The sequence below is a fragment of the Blastomonas sp. AAP53 genome (assembly GCF_000331245.1).
Classification (GTDB): domain Bacteria; phylum Pseudomonadota; class Alphaproteobacteria; order Sphingomonadales; family Sphingomonadaceae; genus Blastomonas.
The window spans coordinates 74,481-89,052 of the sequence record NZ_ANFZ01000004.1; the positions used below are offsets into that span (position 1 = coordinate 74,481).

General features: G+C 64.2%; 15 protein-coding genes. 9 read left to right on the forward strand and 6 right to left on the reverse strand.

Annotated features, from left to right (window positions below; translation table 11 throughout):
- Positions 1-78 precede the first annotated feature (78 nt).
- From ccmC to D618_RS0102160, 9 genes are all read left to right on the forward strand, one after another.
- The gene (ccmC, locus tag D618_RS0102120; RefSeq protein WP_017669832.1) at positions 79-810 is read left to right on the forward strand and encodes a heme ABC transporter permease CcmC; all 732 of its coding nucleotides are present in this window, start codon (positions 79-81) and stop codon (positions 808-810) included.
- Positions 807-935, forward strand: coding sequence for a hypothetical protein (locus D618_RS20115; protein ID WP_017669833.1), 129 nt, complete (start codon positions 807-809; stop codon positions 933-935). Before ccmC ends, D618_RS20115 begins: the two co-directional genes overlap by 4 nt.
- 29 nt (positions 936-964) lie before the next feature.
- Positions 965-1,417, forward strand: a complete 453-nt coding sequence (gene ccmE, locus D618_RS0102130; RefSeq protein ID WP_026091189.1) for a cytochrome c maturation protein CcmE — start codon at positions 965-967, stop codon at positions 1,415-1,417.
- Positions 1,414-3,393, forward strand: coding sequence for a heme lyase CcmF/NrfE family subunit (locus D618_RS0102135; RefSeq protein WP_017669835.1), 1,980 nt, complete (start codon positions 1,414-1,416; stop codon positions 3,391-3,393). Before ccmE ends, D618_RS0102135 begins: the two co-directional genes overlap by 4 nt.
- Positions 3,390-3,917 (forward strand): DsbE family thiol:disulfide interchange protein, encoded by a 528-nt coding sequence (locus D618_RS0102140; protein ID WP_017669836.1) that lies wholly within the window; start codon positions 3,390-3,392, stop codon positions 3,915-3,917. The genes D618_RS0102135 and D618_RS0102140 overlap by 4 nt, the downstream gene beginning before the upstream one ends.
- A gap of 119 nt (positions 3,918-4,036) precedes the next feature.
- Complete coding sequence (locus D618_RS0102145) at positions 4,037-4,441, forward strand: cytochrome c-type biogenesis protein (protein WP_017669837.1); 405 nt, start codon at positions 4,037-4,039, stop codon at positions 4,439-4,441.
- On the forward strand, positions 4,441-5,142 hold the full coding sequence (locus D618_RS0102150) for a tetratricopeptide repeat protein (protein ID WP_017669838.1): 702 nt from the start codon (positions 4,441-4,443) through the stop codon (positions 5,140-5,142). The genes D618_RS0102145 and D618_RS0102150 overlap by 1 nt, the downstream gene beginning before the upstream one ends.
- Positions 5,143-5,327: 185 nt before the next feature.
- A complete protein-coding gene (locus D618_RS0102155) occupies positions 5,328-7,247 on the forward strand; it encodes a potassium transporter Kup (protein ID WP_017669839.1) in 1,920 nt (639 codons plus the stop codon).
- 11 nt (positions 7,248-7,258) lie between these two features.
- A complete protein-coding gene (locus tag D618_RS0102160; RefSeq protein ID WP_017669840.1) occupies positions 7,259-7,558 on the forward strand; it encodes a putative quinol monooxygenase in 300 nt (99 codons plus the stop codon).
- Between the two features lie 56 nt (positions 7,559-7,614).
- On the opposite strand, the gene D618_RS0102165 is transcribed toward D618_RS0102160, so the two are convergent.
- The 6 genes from D618_RS0102165 to D618_RS0102190 form a co-directional block, all read right to left on the reverse strand.
- Positions 7,615-8,589: a nitronate monooxygenase family protein gene (locus tag D618_RS0102165; RefSeq protein ID WP_017669841.1), complete on the reverse strand. Its 975-nt coding sequence runs from the start codon at positions 8,587-8,589 to the stop codon at positions 7,615-7,617.
- A gap of 235 nt (positions 8,590-8,824) precedes the next feature.
- Entirely contained in the window at positions 8,825-10,489 is a 1,665-nt protein-coding gene (gene leuA, locus D618_RS0102170) for a 2-isopropylmalate synthase (RefSeq protein WP_017669842.1), read from the reverse strand.
- Positions 10,490-10,855: 366 nt separating this feature from the next.
- The gene (locus D618_RS0102175; RefSeq protein WP_017669843.1) at positions 10,856-11,479 is read right to left on the reverse strand and encodes a YceI family protein; all 624 of its coding nucleotides are present in this window, start codon (positions 11,477-11,479) and stop codon (positions 10,856-10,858) included.
- Positions 11,480-11,567: 88 nt separating this feature from the next.
- Positions 11,568-12,821 (reverse strand): adenosylmethionine--8-amino-7-oxononanoate transaminase, encoded by a 1,254-nt coding sequence (locus tag D618_RS0102180; protein ID WP_017669844.1) that lies wholly within the window; start codon positions 12,819-12,821, stop codon positions 11,568-11,570.
- Positions 12,818-13,435: a dethiobiotin synthase gene (gene bioD, locus D618_RS0102185; RefSeq protein ID WP_017669845.1), complete on the reverse strand. Its 618-nt coding sequence runs from the start codon at positions 13,433-13,435 to the stop codon at positions 12,818-12,820. Before bioD ends, D618_RS0102180 begins: the two co-directional genes overlap by 4 nt.
- Complete coding sequence (locus tag D618_RS0102190) at positions 13,432-14,571, reverse strand: 8-amino-7-oxononanoate synthase (RefSeq protein ID WP_026091191.1); 1,140 nt, start codon at positions 14,569-14,571, stop codon at positions 13,432-13,434. Before D618_RS0102190 ends, bioD begins: the two co-directional genes overlap by 4 nt.
- Between the last annotated feature and the right edge of the window lies 1 nt (position 14,572).

Sequence of the window (14,572 nt, forward strand, 5' to 3'; positions counted from 1 at the left end):
TGAGGCTGTGCCAGCATCGTGGCAACAAGGGACGACGCCGATATGCCTCGGCGCAAGGAAGCTGACGCACTTTTGCTCATGCACGGTTTTGCCAATCCTACGCGCTTTCTGTCGATAGCCCGTCCGCTGACTCCGGCGCTGATGGTCACGGGTGTGATCATGGTCGCCACTGGCCTGTTCCTGGGCCTGTTCAACGCGCCTGCAGACCGGTTGATGGGCGAAACGGTGCGAATCCTGTACATTCACGTGCCCGCCGCATGGCTGGGCATGGCTGGATGGACCAGCATTGCCATCGCCAGCCTGGTCGAACTTGTCTGGCGGCACCCGCTGGCGGGAATCGCTGCGCGCGCGTCAGCCCTGCCTGGCGCCTTTTTCTGCGCGATCTGCCTGGCCACCGGTTCGATCTGGGCGCGGCCGACCTGGGGCACCTGGTGGGTGTGGGACGGGCGGCTGACCTCGATGCTCGTGCTGCTGTTCCTGTACCTCGGCTATATGGCGCTCGCCGATGCCAGCCAGAAGGATGCCGCCGCCGGGCGCACCGGTGCGGGCCGGGTCGCCGCGATCTTCGGGCTTGTCGGCGCGGTCAACGTGCCGATCATCAACCGCTCGGTCGTATGGTGGAACAGCCTGCACCAGCCGGCCAGCATCACCATGGGCAAGTCGGCCATTGATCCGGCGTTCCTGTGGCCGCTGGGCATGGCCGTCATCGGATTTTCGCTGATCTTCGGCGCCATCGTGCTGATGCGCATGCGCACCCTGCTCGCCGATATCCGCATCGAGGCGCGGATGCGCAGGCTGGCAGCGGCATGACCCAGTGGACCTATGTCATTTTGTCCTATGCGCTCGGGATCAGTGGCACAATTGGCCTGATCGGCTATTGCTGGGTCGCATTGCGCCGCGCAGAAGCGCGGCTTGATGCGCTCAAGCGCAAGTGAACCGGACACATTTCCCAATGCCCAGCCCGATGAAAGCCAAGCACCAGCGTCTCGTACTGATCTGCATCGCCTTTGTCGGCCTGATCGCCGCCGGGCTGATTGCGGCTTATGCGCTGCGCGATCAGGCGAGCTATTTCTATACCCCAGGCGACATCGCAGAAAAGGGCGTCGAGCCGGGCCAGGCGATCCGCCTTGGTGGCATGGTGCAGACCGGATCGATCAAGACCCGTGCCGATGGCGTGACCATCGATTTCATTGTCGAGGACGGCAAGGGTACCGTTCCGGTCCGCTTCACCGGCATTACCCCCGACCTGTTCGTAGAAGGCTCGGGCGTTGTTGCCGAAGGCCGCATGGACAAGGCCGGCTTCTTCGTCGCCGACAACCTGCTCGCCAAGCATGACGAGAATTACGTGCCGCGCGAGATGCGCGACATGACCAAGGCGGATGTCAAAGAGGTAGCGGGTACGGTGCAGCAGCCATGATTGCGGAAATCGCGCTTGCGCTGCTGTGGCTTGCCGCTGCTCTGGCGGTACTTCAACTGGGGCTGGGCAGCTATGCGCTGACCGCGCGCGGCGCAGAATTCCTGCGTGCGATCCGCCCGATTGCGGTGGTGCAGGGGTTGCTGGTGGCCACCGCCTTCGCGCTGCTCATCGTGCTGTTCCTGCGCACCGACCTGTCGGTCAAGCTGGTCGCGGCCAACAGCCATTCGCTCAAGCCGATCATCTACAAGGTGGCGGGAGCCTGGGGCAACCATGAAGGCTCGATGCTGCTGTGGGTGACCGTGATGGGGCTGGCGGGCAGCTTTGTCGCCCTGCTCGAACGGCGGCTCAACGAGCGCACGATGGTAGCGACGCTGGCGGGCCAGGCGTTTGTGAGCCTTGGCTTCTACGCCTTCATGCTGTTCTCCTCGAACCCGTTCGAGCGGCTGAATCCCGCGCCAGTGGAGGGCAATGGCCTCAACCCGCTGCTGCAGGACCCCGGCCTCGCCTTCCATCCGCCGACGCTCTACATCGGCTATGTCGGGCTTTCGATCGCGTTCTCGTTCGCCATCGGCGCGCTGGTCACCCGCGATGTCGGCCCGGCCTTTGCCCGTGCGATGCGGCCCTGGGTGATGGGCGCATGGATTTTCCTGACGCTCGGCATCACCGCAGGATCGTGGTGGGCCTATTACGAGCTCGGCTGGGGCGGCTGGTGGTTTTGGGATCCTGTCGAGAACGCCTCGCTGATGCCGTGGCTCGCGGCGACTGCGCTGCTCCACTCCGTGAGCGTGCTCGCGACGCGCAATGCGCTGAAAGCCTGGACGGTGATGCTCGCGGTGGTTGCGTTCTCGATGTCGATGGTCGGTACCTTCCTGGTGCGCTCGGGCATTCTGACCAGCGTGCATGCCTTTGCGGTCGACCCGGAGCGTGGCAGCTTCATCCTGGCCTTGCTGGCGATCTATATCGGCGGCGCACTGGCGCTGTTCGGGCTGCGTGCCTCGACTGTGACCGAAGGCGCGCGCTTCCATCTGTTCAGCCGCGAAGGCGCGCTGGTGATGAACAACGTGCTGCTCGTCGGCGTGCTGGGCATCGTGCTGATGGGCACGCTCTATCCGCTGGTGACCGAAGCGTTCGGCACCAAGGTTTCGGTGGGCCCGCCCTATTTCAATCCGGTGAGCGCGATCTTCGTCTTCCCGATGCTCATCATCATGGCCGCCGGCCCGCTGATGCGCTGGCGGTCGGACAATGGCCGCAAGCTCACCAACCTGATGGCCGCGCCCGCGCTGGCCGCCGCCGCCGCACTGGCGCTGGTGGTGGTGTTTGCAGGCGATATCAATCTGCTGCCGCTGCTGGGGCTGGTGTTTGCCGCAGGCCTTGCGATCGCGAGCGTGCTGCCGCTGTGGAAGCGCAATTTGCGGCGCACACCAGCGCACATTTACGGCATGGTGATCGCGCACCTGGGAATCGCGGTGGCGCTCGCCGGCATGGCGTCGGAAAGCGCGTTCAACACCGAAAAGCTGGTGGCCAGCGAGTTCGGCCAGAGCCACAAGGTGGGCCCCTGGAACATCGAACTGCAGGGCGTCAAGCCGGTGGCAGGGGCCAACTGGACCGCGCTGGAGGCAAGGCTGGTCGCGCGCTATGGCGACAGCAATGTGCAGACCGTTCTGGCTCCGCAGTCGCGCATGTTCTCATCGCCGCCGACCGCGACCAACGAAGCGGCACTGCTGACTCGCTGGAACGGGCAGCTCTATGTCGTGCTGGGTGAAGAGGGCGAAGATGGCCGCTGGCAGCTGCGCCTGTGGTGGAAGCCGTTCGTGCCGTTGATCTGGTATGGCGGATTGATGATCGGCTTGGGCGGCATCCTGGCGCTGGTCGGACGCACTTCGCGCGATCGTCGTCGCAAGGACCAGCCCGAGTTCGAACCGCTGGCCGAGCCCGCTGAGCCGACTCCCGCCGGAGGCCGTGAGGCGCTGGCATGAAGCATTGGGCCATCTGGTTGCCGCTGGCGCTGTTCGGCGTGCTGTTTGCGGTGTTTGCATCGGGGCTGATCGCGCCGGGGGACCGGACGATCGTGTCGCAGATGATCGGCAAGCCATTGCCCGATTTCGACCTACCGCAGGCGGTGCCGGATCGCCCGGCGGTCGCTCGTGCGGACTTTGCCGATGGCAAGCCCAAGCTGCTCAACGTCTTTGCCAGCTGGTGCGTGCCGTGCGTGGCCGAAGCGCCGTATCTGCAGCAGCTCGCCGATGCCGGGGTTCCGATCTACGGCGTTGCCATCCGCGATCGGTCGCCCGATGTGCAGGCGTTCCTGGCGCGCAACGGCAACCCCTACGCGCGCATCGGCGCGGACGATGTCAGCAAGATCCAGTTCGATCTGGGCTCTTCGGGTGTGCCCGAGACGTTCGTCATCGATGGCAAGGGTATCATTCGCTACCAGCATATCGGCGATATCCGGCCCGAGCACGTGCCCATGATCCTGCAGAAGCTGAAGGAAGCGCAGTGATCGTGCACGCTGTTTGCGCCCCTCATCCGTCTGTCCCGAGCGTGTCGAGGGACCTTTCGCAGCGGTTGCGCGCACGTCCCTCGACTTCGCTCGGGAACGCGGTGAGGGTATTGCTTATCATGTTCGTTGCGGCCTTCATGGTTCCCGCATCAGCCCAGGACACGCTCCCGCCCGCGCCTTATGCCTACAAGCAGCTCGATGACCCCGCCAAGGAAAAGTCCGCGCAGGATCTGATGATGACCTTGCGCTGCCTGACCTGCCAGAGTCAGTCGATTGCCGACTCGGACGCGCCGATGGCGGGCGACATGCGCCATCAGGTGCGCCAGCGGATCGAGGCAGGCGAAGACCCGGAGGCGATCCGCGCGTGGCTGATCGAACGTTATGGCGACTGGGTGTCCTATGAGCCGCAAGTCACCGCGATGACCTGGCCGCTGTTCGCCGCGCCGATCGTGCTGCTGCTGATCGCAGCCCTGCTGCTGCGCAAACGTTTTGGCCGGGCACGGGCCGCTGGAGACAAGAGCTGATGGCCTGGGTTATCGTCGCGCTGGTCGCGATTTGCATCATGGCCGGCATGATCTGGCTGGGCAAGCTGCCGCGCAAGGCGTGGGAACTGGCTGGCGCGGCCTTGTTCATCGGCATCGCGGGCTATGCCTGGCAGGGCCAGCCCTCGCTTGCCGGATCGCCCAAGGAACCTGTCGAGAAGCTGGGCATGTTCGACGAGGACCTCGCCAAGCAGCGCGATGGCATGGGCGGCAATTTCGGTGATGCCCGCGCCTGGCTGGTGCTGGCCGATGCGCAGAGCCGCCAGGGCAAGTTCGCCACGGCCGCCACAGCGCTCAGCAAAGGCCTCGAGACCTATCCCGACGATGTCGACCTGTGGGTCGCGCTCGGCAATGCGCTGGTCGGACACAGCAACGGCCTGCTGACCCCGGCATCGCAATTTGCCTATCAGAAGGCGGCAACGCTGGCTCCGGATCATCCGGCCCCCCCGTTCTTTCTGGGGCTCGCGCTCGCGACATCGGGTCAATTGCAGCAGGCGCGGACGATCTGGGCCGAGCTTCTCGAGCGTTCGCCGCCCGAGGCGGAATGGCGCGAAGACCTCACCGGACGACTCGCGCGGATCGATAGCCTGATCGCTCAGCAGAACGGCGCGCCCGCACCCGGCATGCCCGGATCAGTCCCACCGTCGGACGGGCCAGCGCAACCCGTTGAATCGCAACCGTAAACCATCCTTTGCGATTATATTGCACCGCATCATGGCGCATGCTAATCCGCGTGCCATTGCCGATTTGGCGATAGGCGAAAGGGGACGATGAGCGCAGGCGGCCTTGGCTTCATGCGTTCGCACACTGCCCGATGATTACAGACACTCCTTCAGAAACGCCGCCGCAGCCGCAAACCGCCGGATCCATGGCAGGTGAGCAGGTCGCGCAGCAGGCGGGCAACGCTGATACCCACAGCAGTTCGGTGGCTTTGCTGGCGTTCGGCGCGATCGGCATCGTCTTCGGCGATATCGGCACCAGCCCGATTTACGCTTTCCGCGAAACCTTTGCCGGGCATCATCCGCTCACCCCTGATCGCGAACACATCTTCGGTGTCGTGAGCCTGATCTTCTGGTCGATGACCTTGGTCGTCGGCGTCCAGTATGTCAGCATCCTGATGCGCGCCGACAACAAGGGGCAGGGCGGCAGCCTGGCACTCGTCGCGCTGATCTCGCGCAGCATCGGGCGGACCAGCTATGGCTGGCTGCTGATCCTGCTCGGGGTATTCGCCACAGCACTATTCTACGGCGACAGCATGATCACGCCTGCCATTTCGGTGCTGTCGGCGGTCGAGGGGCTGACTGTGGTCAACCCCGGCCTGCAACCTCTGGTCATCCCGATCGCGGTCGGCCTGCTTGTCTTCCTGTTCTTCATCCAGTCGCGCGGCACGGCCAAGATCGGGACGCTGTTTGCGCCGATCATGGTATTGTACTTTGCCACCATCACGGCGCTCGGTGTCTATCAGATCGCCTTCAACCCGCAGATTCTGCTCGCGCTGAACCCCTGGTACGCGGTGCGTTTCTTCATCAACGATGGCTGGTTTGCGTTCCTGGCGCTGGGTTCGGTCGTGCTGGCGGTGACCGGCGCAGAGGCGCTGTATTCGGACATGGGCCATTTCGGCCGCGGACCGTTGCGCCTGTCCTGGTTCGGCTTTGTCATGCCCGCGCTGCTGATCAACTATTTCGGCCAGGGCGCGATGATCATCGGCATGACCCCGGAGGTAGCGGTTGAGACGATCAAGAACCCGTTCTTCCTGCTCGCGCCCGATATCCTGCGCCTGCCTCTGGTCCTGCTGGCGACCTGTGCGACGTTCATCGCCAGCCAGGCGGTCATCTCGGGCGCATTCTCGATCACCCACCAGGCGATCCAGCTGGGCTATATCCCGCGCCTGTCGATCAAGCACACCAGCGCGTCGGAAAGCGGCCAGATCTACATTCCGCTGATCAACTGGGTGCTCATGATCGCGGTGCTGCTGCTGGTGCTGACCTTCCAGAGCTCGAGCAACCTGGCGGCCGCCTATGGCATCGCGGTGACTGGTGCGATGCTGATCGACACCTGCCTGATGGCGGTGCTGCTGATCGCGATGTGGAAATGGAAGCTGTGGATGGCAATTCCCGTCATCGTCACCTTCGTCGTGGTGGATGGCGCCTATTTCCTCGCCAACGCGACCAAGATTCCCGATGGTGGGTGGTTCCCTCTGGTCATCGGTGCGTTCACCTTCACGTTGCTGACCACCTGGGCGCGCGGGCGCAACCTGATGCGCGAGACGATGATCGAAAGCGCATTGCCGATCGAGGTGTTCGTCAAGTCGGCACAGGGATCGGCCACCCGGGTCAAGGGCACCGCGATTTTCATGGCGTCGGCCACCACCGGCGTGCCGACCGCACTGCTGCACAACATGAAGCACAATAAGGTGATCCATGACCGCGTGGTCATCCTCACCGTGCAGATCATGGAAGTGCCCTATGTCACCGAGGCCAACCGTTTCCATGTCGAAAGCCTGGGCCACGGCTTTTATCGCATGATCCTGCGCTATGGCTTCATGCAGTCGACCGATGTGCCTGCTGCGCTCAAGGACGTGAAGGACCTGTGCGGTGGCAAGTTCGAGATGCTGCAGACCAGCTTCTTCCTCTCGCGCCAGACGCTGCTCACCGCCGAAAGGCCCGGCATGCCTGTATGGCGCGAGAAGATCTTCGCCTGGATGCTGCGCAACTCAGCCAGCCCGATGGAGTTCTTCAACCTGCCGTCGAACCGTGTGGTCGAACTGGGCAGCCAGCTGGAAATCTGAGGGGATCGGCCATGATCGTGATTGCAGGCTTCTATCGTTTTCCGGTCGATCAGCTTGACGTGGTCAAGCCCGCGATGGCGCGGATGATCGAACTGAGCCGCGCAGAGCCGGGCTGCGGCCATTACGCCTTTGCGCACGATGTGGTGGAGCCCGGGCTGATCCGGGTCAGCGAATCCTGGAAGGATGAAGCTGCGTTCAAGGCGCATGCCACCAGCGAGCATATGGCCGAATGGCGCGCTGCCAGCGCTGCGCACGGTATCTACGACCGCACGATCACAGGCTATGAGGTCAGCGCCGAACGCCCGCTTTGAGGTCCCCCTTCCCTGCGAGGGAAGGGGAGGCTCAGTCCGTCAATGATATTGGCGAATCAGTAGTTCGAACGCGCCAGCAGCGATTCCTTGGCGGCGTTATATTCGCGGGTCAGGCGTCCGACCATGTCGGCGACGGTGTCGACCTTATCGACCGCGCCGATGCCCTGGCCGCTGCCCCAGATGTCGCGCCATGCCTTGGCCTCGGTGTTGCCGCCCGAGCCGAAGTTCATCGTGCTGTAATCGCCCTTGGGCAGGTTGTCGGGGTCGAGCCCGGCATTGACGATCGACTGGCGCAGATAATTGCCCGAGACACCGGTGAACAGGTCCGAATAGACGATGTCCGAAGCCTTGCCTTCGACGATGCCGTTCTTGTAGCCCTCGTCCGCGCGGGCCTCTGCCGTCGCGATGAAGGCCGAGCCGATATAGGCGAAGTCCGCTCCCATCGCCTGCGCCGCCAGAATGGCAGCCCCGTTGGCGATCGAGCCTGACAGCGCGACCGGACCAGTGAACCACTGGCGGATTTCCTGCATCAGCGCGAAGGGCGAGATCGTGCCGGCATGGCCGCCTGCGCCGGCGGCGACCGGGATCAGGCCGTCCGCTCCTTTTTCGACCGCCTTGCGGGCGAAGCGGTCGTTGATGACGTCGTGCATGGTGATGCCGCCCCAGTCGTGCACTGCCTTGTTCAGGTCTTCGCGCGCGCCCAGCGAGGTGATGATCATCGGCACCTGCCACTTGGCGCAGGTCATCAGGTCGGCCTCGAGCCGGTCGTTCGATTTGTGGACAATCTGGTTGACCGCATAAGGCGCAGCGGGCGCATCAGGGTTGTCGCGGTTGTACTCGGCCAGTTCCTCGGTGATCTGGTGCAGCCATTCGTCAAGCTGCGCCTGGGGCCGCGCGTTCAGCGCCGGAAACGATCCGATCACACCCGCCTTGCATTGCGCAATGACGAGCTCGGGGCCGGAAATGATGAAGAGCGGCGACCCGATGACGGGCAGGCGCAGTTTGTCGCAAAGCGGTGATGGCATGGTCATGCCCGCGACATTAGCTTAGGTTTATGGGGTGTCCAGAGGCATTCTTAATCATCCGATTAAGTTTTGAATGAAAACGGCTTGGGCCATTCAAAATCCTCCCCGAGCTTGCTCGGGGAGGGGGGCCGTTCGCGCAGCGAATGGTGGAGGGGCTCTGTGCCGACGGTTGCTAAGAGCCCCTCCACCATCCTTCGGATGGTCCCCTTCCCCCAGTCAAGCTGGGGGAGGATTTAAGCGATCAAATCTCCTCGAGCGCGCTCAGGACAGCCTTGATCGAGGCGGTCGCGACGTCTTCATCCACGCCGACCCCGAAGCAGGGCGAGCGCCCATCGACCGCGCATTCGACATAGGCCGCGGCGCGCGCCTTGGAGCCCGCGCCGATCGCGTGTTCGCGGTAATCGGCGATATCGATGGCAATGCCCAAAGCCGCCGACAGCGCGTCGACCACGCCCGAGATCAGGCCGTTGCCGCGCCCGCTGACCGGAATTTCCTTGCCGCCCGCGATGATGCGTCCGACGAACAGCCGGTCGTTGCCTGCCTTGCGCTCTTCATAATCGACCAGCCGGTACTTGCCTTCACCGTCGAGCCGATAGCGCGTCTGGAACGCCTGCCAGATGTCGCTCGAAGACAGCTCCATGCTCCTGGCATCGGCCAGCGCCTGCACGGTCTTGCTGAAATCGGCCTGCAGGCGCTTGGGCAGCTTGAGGCCCTGATCCTGCTCGAGCACCCAGGCGACGCCGCCCTTGCCGCTTTGCGAATTCACACGGATCACCGCTTCATACGACCGCCCGATATCGGCAGGGTCGAGCGGCAGATAGGGCACCTGCCAATATTCGTCGTTGCGCATCTCTTGCGCGGCAAAGCCCTTCTTGATCGCATCCTGATGGCTGCCCGAGAACGCGGTGAACACCAGTTCGCCCGCATAAGGGTGCCGCTCGGGGACCTTGAGCTGGTTGCAATATTCCACCGTCTTGACGATCTCGTCCATGTCCGAGAAATCGAGGCCGGGGTGCATGCCCTGCGTGTACATGTTGAGCCCCAGGGCGACGAGATCGACATTGCCGGTGCGCTCGCCATTGCCGAACAGGCAGCCTTCGATGCGGTCCGCGCCTGCCATCAGGCCCAGTTCGGCCGCGGCAATGCCGGAGCCACGATCATTGTGCGGGTGCAGGCTGATCACCACGCAATCGCGCTTGCTGATATGGCGGCACATCCATTCGATCTGGTCGGCATAGATATTGGGGCTGGAGGCCTCGACCGTCGCGGGCAGGTTGAGGATCAGCGGCTTTTCCGGTGTCGGCTGCAACACCTCCATCACCGCCTCGCACACCTCCAGGCTGAAATCGAGTTCGGCGGTGGAGAAGGTTTCCGGCGAATATTCGAAATGCCAGTCGGTCTGCGGGTACTTGGCCGCCTGCTCCTTGAGGATGTTCGCGCCTTCGACCGCGATCGCCTTCACGCCGGCGCGGTCGAGCCCGAACACGATTTCGCGCCAGGCGGGCGAGACGGCGTTGTACAGGTGCACGATCGCACGGTGGACGCCCGCCAGGCTCTCGAATGTCTTTTCGATCAGGTCGCGGCGCGACTGGGTGAGCACCTGCACGGTGACGTCGGCGGGGATATTGCCCTCATCGACCAGCCCGCGGATGAAATTGAATTCGGTCTCGCCGGCAGAGGGGAAGCCGACCTCGATCTCCTTGAGGCCGATCTTGACCAGCAGATCGAAGAACCGCTGCTTCTTGGCCGCGTCCATCGGATCGATCAGCGCCTGGTTGCCGTCGCGCATGTCGGTGGAAAGCCAGCGCGGCGGCGCGGTGATCACCGCATCGGGCCAGGTCCGGTTCGGCAGGTCGACGCGGGGAAAGGGTCGGTATTTTTGCGAAGGATCGTTGAGCATCGGCATGGCTGAGAGGCGCCCCTGTTGGAATGATGGTGCGTTAAGGGTGGCCAGCACGGAGCGCAACCGGTGATCGGTGCGGCGGTAGCTGGCGGGTGAAAAAGCCCTTAGGCGTGGCGCGCCAAAGAGGCGCACACGGTCGGTACACGCCTAAGGGCGTGTAAGTCGCAGTCCAAGAAGGAGGGCCGATCCGGTCATAATGTCAGCGTCATTGCGGGAATGAGCGGAATTGCGCAACAAAAAAATGGTGAGCAGCGAATGCGCGATGGGGAATATCACGCGTCCGCTCAGGCTGAGCGGGGTGGGTAAGGGCAAGGCACCCTCCCCGGCGCGCTGCCGGGGAGGGGTTTTGCCGAGGACGTCTACTTGCGCTTACTGCTTTTCGAAAGCGACGCTGATGTCGAGCTCGACCTCGTCGCTGACCATCGGCAGCGCGTAATTGATGCCGAAGTCGCTGCGCTTGATGGTGGTGTCGGCTTCAAAGCCAACGGTGGCCTTCTTGTTGAAGGGGTTGGCGCCCGCGCCGGTGAATTCCGCGTCGAGCACGACTTCCTTGGTCACGCCGTTCAGCGTCAGGTTGCCGGTGATCTTGGCGGTGGTGCCGGTTGCGACGACCTTGGTCGACACGAAGCGCGCGTCCGCAGGCGCAGGACCGAAGAAGTCGGGCTTGCCGCCGTCCTTGCCCGCGCGCAGCAGGTGGCTGGTGAGACCCGAGCTGGCGGTGGTCACCTTGCCGACGGGGATGGTGACATCGACGGTCGCGGCATTGGGGTTGGCCGGATCGATGGTCAGTGTGCCTGCGACATCACCGAAGATGCCGAAATAGTCGTTGAAGCCGAAATGGTTGACTTCCCAACCGATCAGCGAGTGGCCGGGGTCGGTCTTGTAGGTTCCGGCGGTGACGCGGGTCGCGTCCTTCTGGCCGGGCAGCTGCATGCCCTGGCCGATCAGCGGCGTGGCGGCGACGAGAGCGAGGATAGCGAGAGTCTTGCGCATGACGAACTCCTTGAGGCGGGGGGATAGGAAACCGGAAACTGGGTCTCGCATCGCTTCAAGTCAATCGTTCATCCGCGCAACACAGCGTTTACGTTCTGCCATCCAGACCGGCACGGACCACGGCATAGATCCGGTCCAGCTGCTCGGCGGTGATGCAATAGGGCGGCATGACATAGACCGTGTTGCCCAATGGACGGATGAGTACGCCATTTGCCTTGCCGAATGCACCCAGATGCACGGCCCAGTTAGACAGGTAACCGCTGGCATCGGAGTGCAGGTCGAACGCGGCGATCGTGCCGCATTGACGCGTGCCGGCAACCTGAGGGTGGCCCGCGATATCTGCCAGCGCGCGTGTCTGCATCGCCGCCAGATCATCGATCCGCTGCTGCACCGGCTCGTCGCGCCAGATCGCCAGATTCTCGACCGCTGCGGCGCAGGCGATGGGGTTGGCGGTGTAGCTGCTCGAATGGAAGAAGCAGTCGGCGCGGTCCTGCGACCAGTGCGCCATGAAGATTTCCTCGCGCGCCAATGTCACCGCCAATGGCACCGACCCACCGGTCAGGCCCTTGGACAGGCACAGGATATCTGGGATCACGCCCGCCTGCTCGCACGCCAGCATCGTGCCGGTGCGGCCCCAGCCGGTCATCACCTCGTCAGCGATGAACAGCACATCATGGGCCGCGCAGATCGCCGCCATCTGCGCCAGCACATGCGCCGGATACATCAGCATGCCGCCCGCGCCCAGCACCAAAGGCTCGCCGATGAACGCTGCTGCGCCTGCCTTGCACGCCGCCTCGAGCGCATCGAACGTCGCCTGTTCGGCCCCTTCAGCCGGGAAGGGGACGGCGGTCACATCGAACAGCAACGGCGCATAGGGGCGGTTGAACACGCCGCGCGCGCCTACCGACATCGCGCCGATGGTGTCGCCGTGATAGCTGTGTTCCATCACGATGATGCCCTGGCGCGGTTGCTTTCGGTTGTGCCAGTAACCCAGCGCCATCTTCAGCGCGACCTCGACCGCCGTGGAGCCGGAATCGCTGAAGAACACGCGGGTCAGCGGCTCGGGCGTGATGTCGATCAGCCCGCTCGCCAGCGTTTCGGCGGGCGCGTGCGTCCAGCCGGCAAAGATGATCTGGTCGAGCTTCGCGCTCTGCGCAGCGATCGCGGCCATGATGCGCGGGTGCGCATGGCCGTGCGTCGTCACCCACCAGCTGGAGATCGCATCGATCCATTGGCGGCCATCGGCGCTGTGCAGCACCGCACCTTGCCCGCGTTCGATCAGCGGTATTTCCTCGCCCAGACCATGCTGGGTGAAGGGGTGCCAGACGGGGGAGGGGGTCATGCGAAATCGGCGATATCGAACCCGGCGGCAAAACCGGCACGCAGGGTCTCGGGCGTCAGTTCGGGCAGCATGTCCAGCCGGCCCAGGCGGCGCACGCCCGAGATTGCCGGGATGGTCGCCTCGCTGTCGGGCATGGCATCGCCGATAAAGGCAATGCCGTGGATCGGCACCTGGCGGGCGCGCAATGCCTCTATCGTCATCAGGCTGTGGTTGATCGTGCCGAGCGCCGTGCGCGCGCAGACGATCACCGGGATCTGCCAGCGCGCGAAGATATCGGCATACAACACCGTGCGCGTCACCGGCACCAGCGCGCCGCCTGCGCCTTCGATGACCAGAGGTGCATCGATGGTAGGCGGGTTCAAGGCATCGGTATCGATTTCCACGCCGTCGATCTCGGAGGCGAGGTGCGGCGAGGCGGGCGTCACCAGACGCCAGGCTTCGGGCAGCGTCGATTCCGGCACCATGCGTTCGATGAAGGCGGTGTCGGTCCCGCCCTCCAGCCCGGATTGCACCGGTTTCCAATAGCGGGCCTTCAACGCCTGAACGAGGGCGGCACTGAACACCGACTTGCCGATATCGGTGTCGGTACCTGTCACAACAAAACGCGGTTTCATGCGGGGATCATGATCCTGTCGAGTGATTCGGAGAGCGCGCCGATATCACCCTTTGTCACGTTGCGGGTAATCGAAATTCTGAGGCGTGCCGTGCCCTGCGGTACCGTCGGCGGGCGGATGCCGCGAATGTCGAAACCCTGGCGCTGCAGCGCGGCGGCAATTCGCATCGTGCGGCCATCCTCGCCGATGATGACAGGCAGGATCTGTGTATCCGATGGCGCAGCGCCCAGCCGGGGAGCGAGAAGATCGCGCGCCTGGGCCACCCGTGCGAACAGGTCTTCGCGCCAGTCGTCATGCGCTGCGACCAAGGTAATCGCGCGGCGGGTCATGTGCGCGACCAGTGGCGAGGGCGCGGTGGAAAAGATGAACGGGCGGGCGCGGTTGACCAGAAAATCGATGATCACGCGGGGCGCGCAGATCAGCGCGCCTTCGCAACCCAGCGCCTTGCCGCAGGTGTGCAGCGTGATGACGTTCGGCTGGCCGGCCAGCGCATGGGCCAGGCCGGCGCCAGCAGGACCGAATACGCCGGTGGCGTGCGCCTCGTCGACCACCAGCACGGCATCGTGCCGCGCAGCGACATCGGCCAGATCGCCGAGCGGCGCGCGGTCGCCGTCCATGCTGTAGAGGCTCTCGACTGCGATCCAGACGCGCCCGGTGCCGCCCGCCAGCCGCCAGGCGATGATCGCATCGTCAAAGGCCTGCGGGTCGTTATGGGCAGCGGGCCGACATTCGGCGCGCCCCAGCTTCATGCCGTCGTGCGCGCTCGCGTGGATCAGCGCGTCATGTACCACCAGATCGCCGCGCTGCGGCAGCGTGGCGAACAGCGCGGCATTGGCGGCAAAGCCGGTCGCGAAGAACAGCGCGGCCTCGCTGCCGAAATGCGCTGCGGCTTCGGCCTCCAGCGCCTCGTGCGCTGCATGGTTGCCACGCAACAGCCGCGATCCGCCCGAGCCTGCGGGCAGGCCCAGCGCCATGCCCTCGCGCAAGGCATCATGCAGCAGGGTGGATCCAGCCAGTCCCAGATAATCGTTCGAGGCAAAATCCTTGCCCTCGCGGGGCCCAAGCGCACGCAATCTCGAACCCCTTTTCAGGGATTCGAGTTGCGCGGCATGGTCCTCGAAAAAGGGCGTGGTCAAG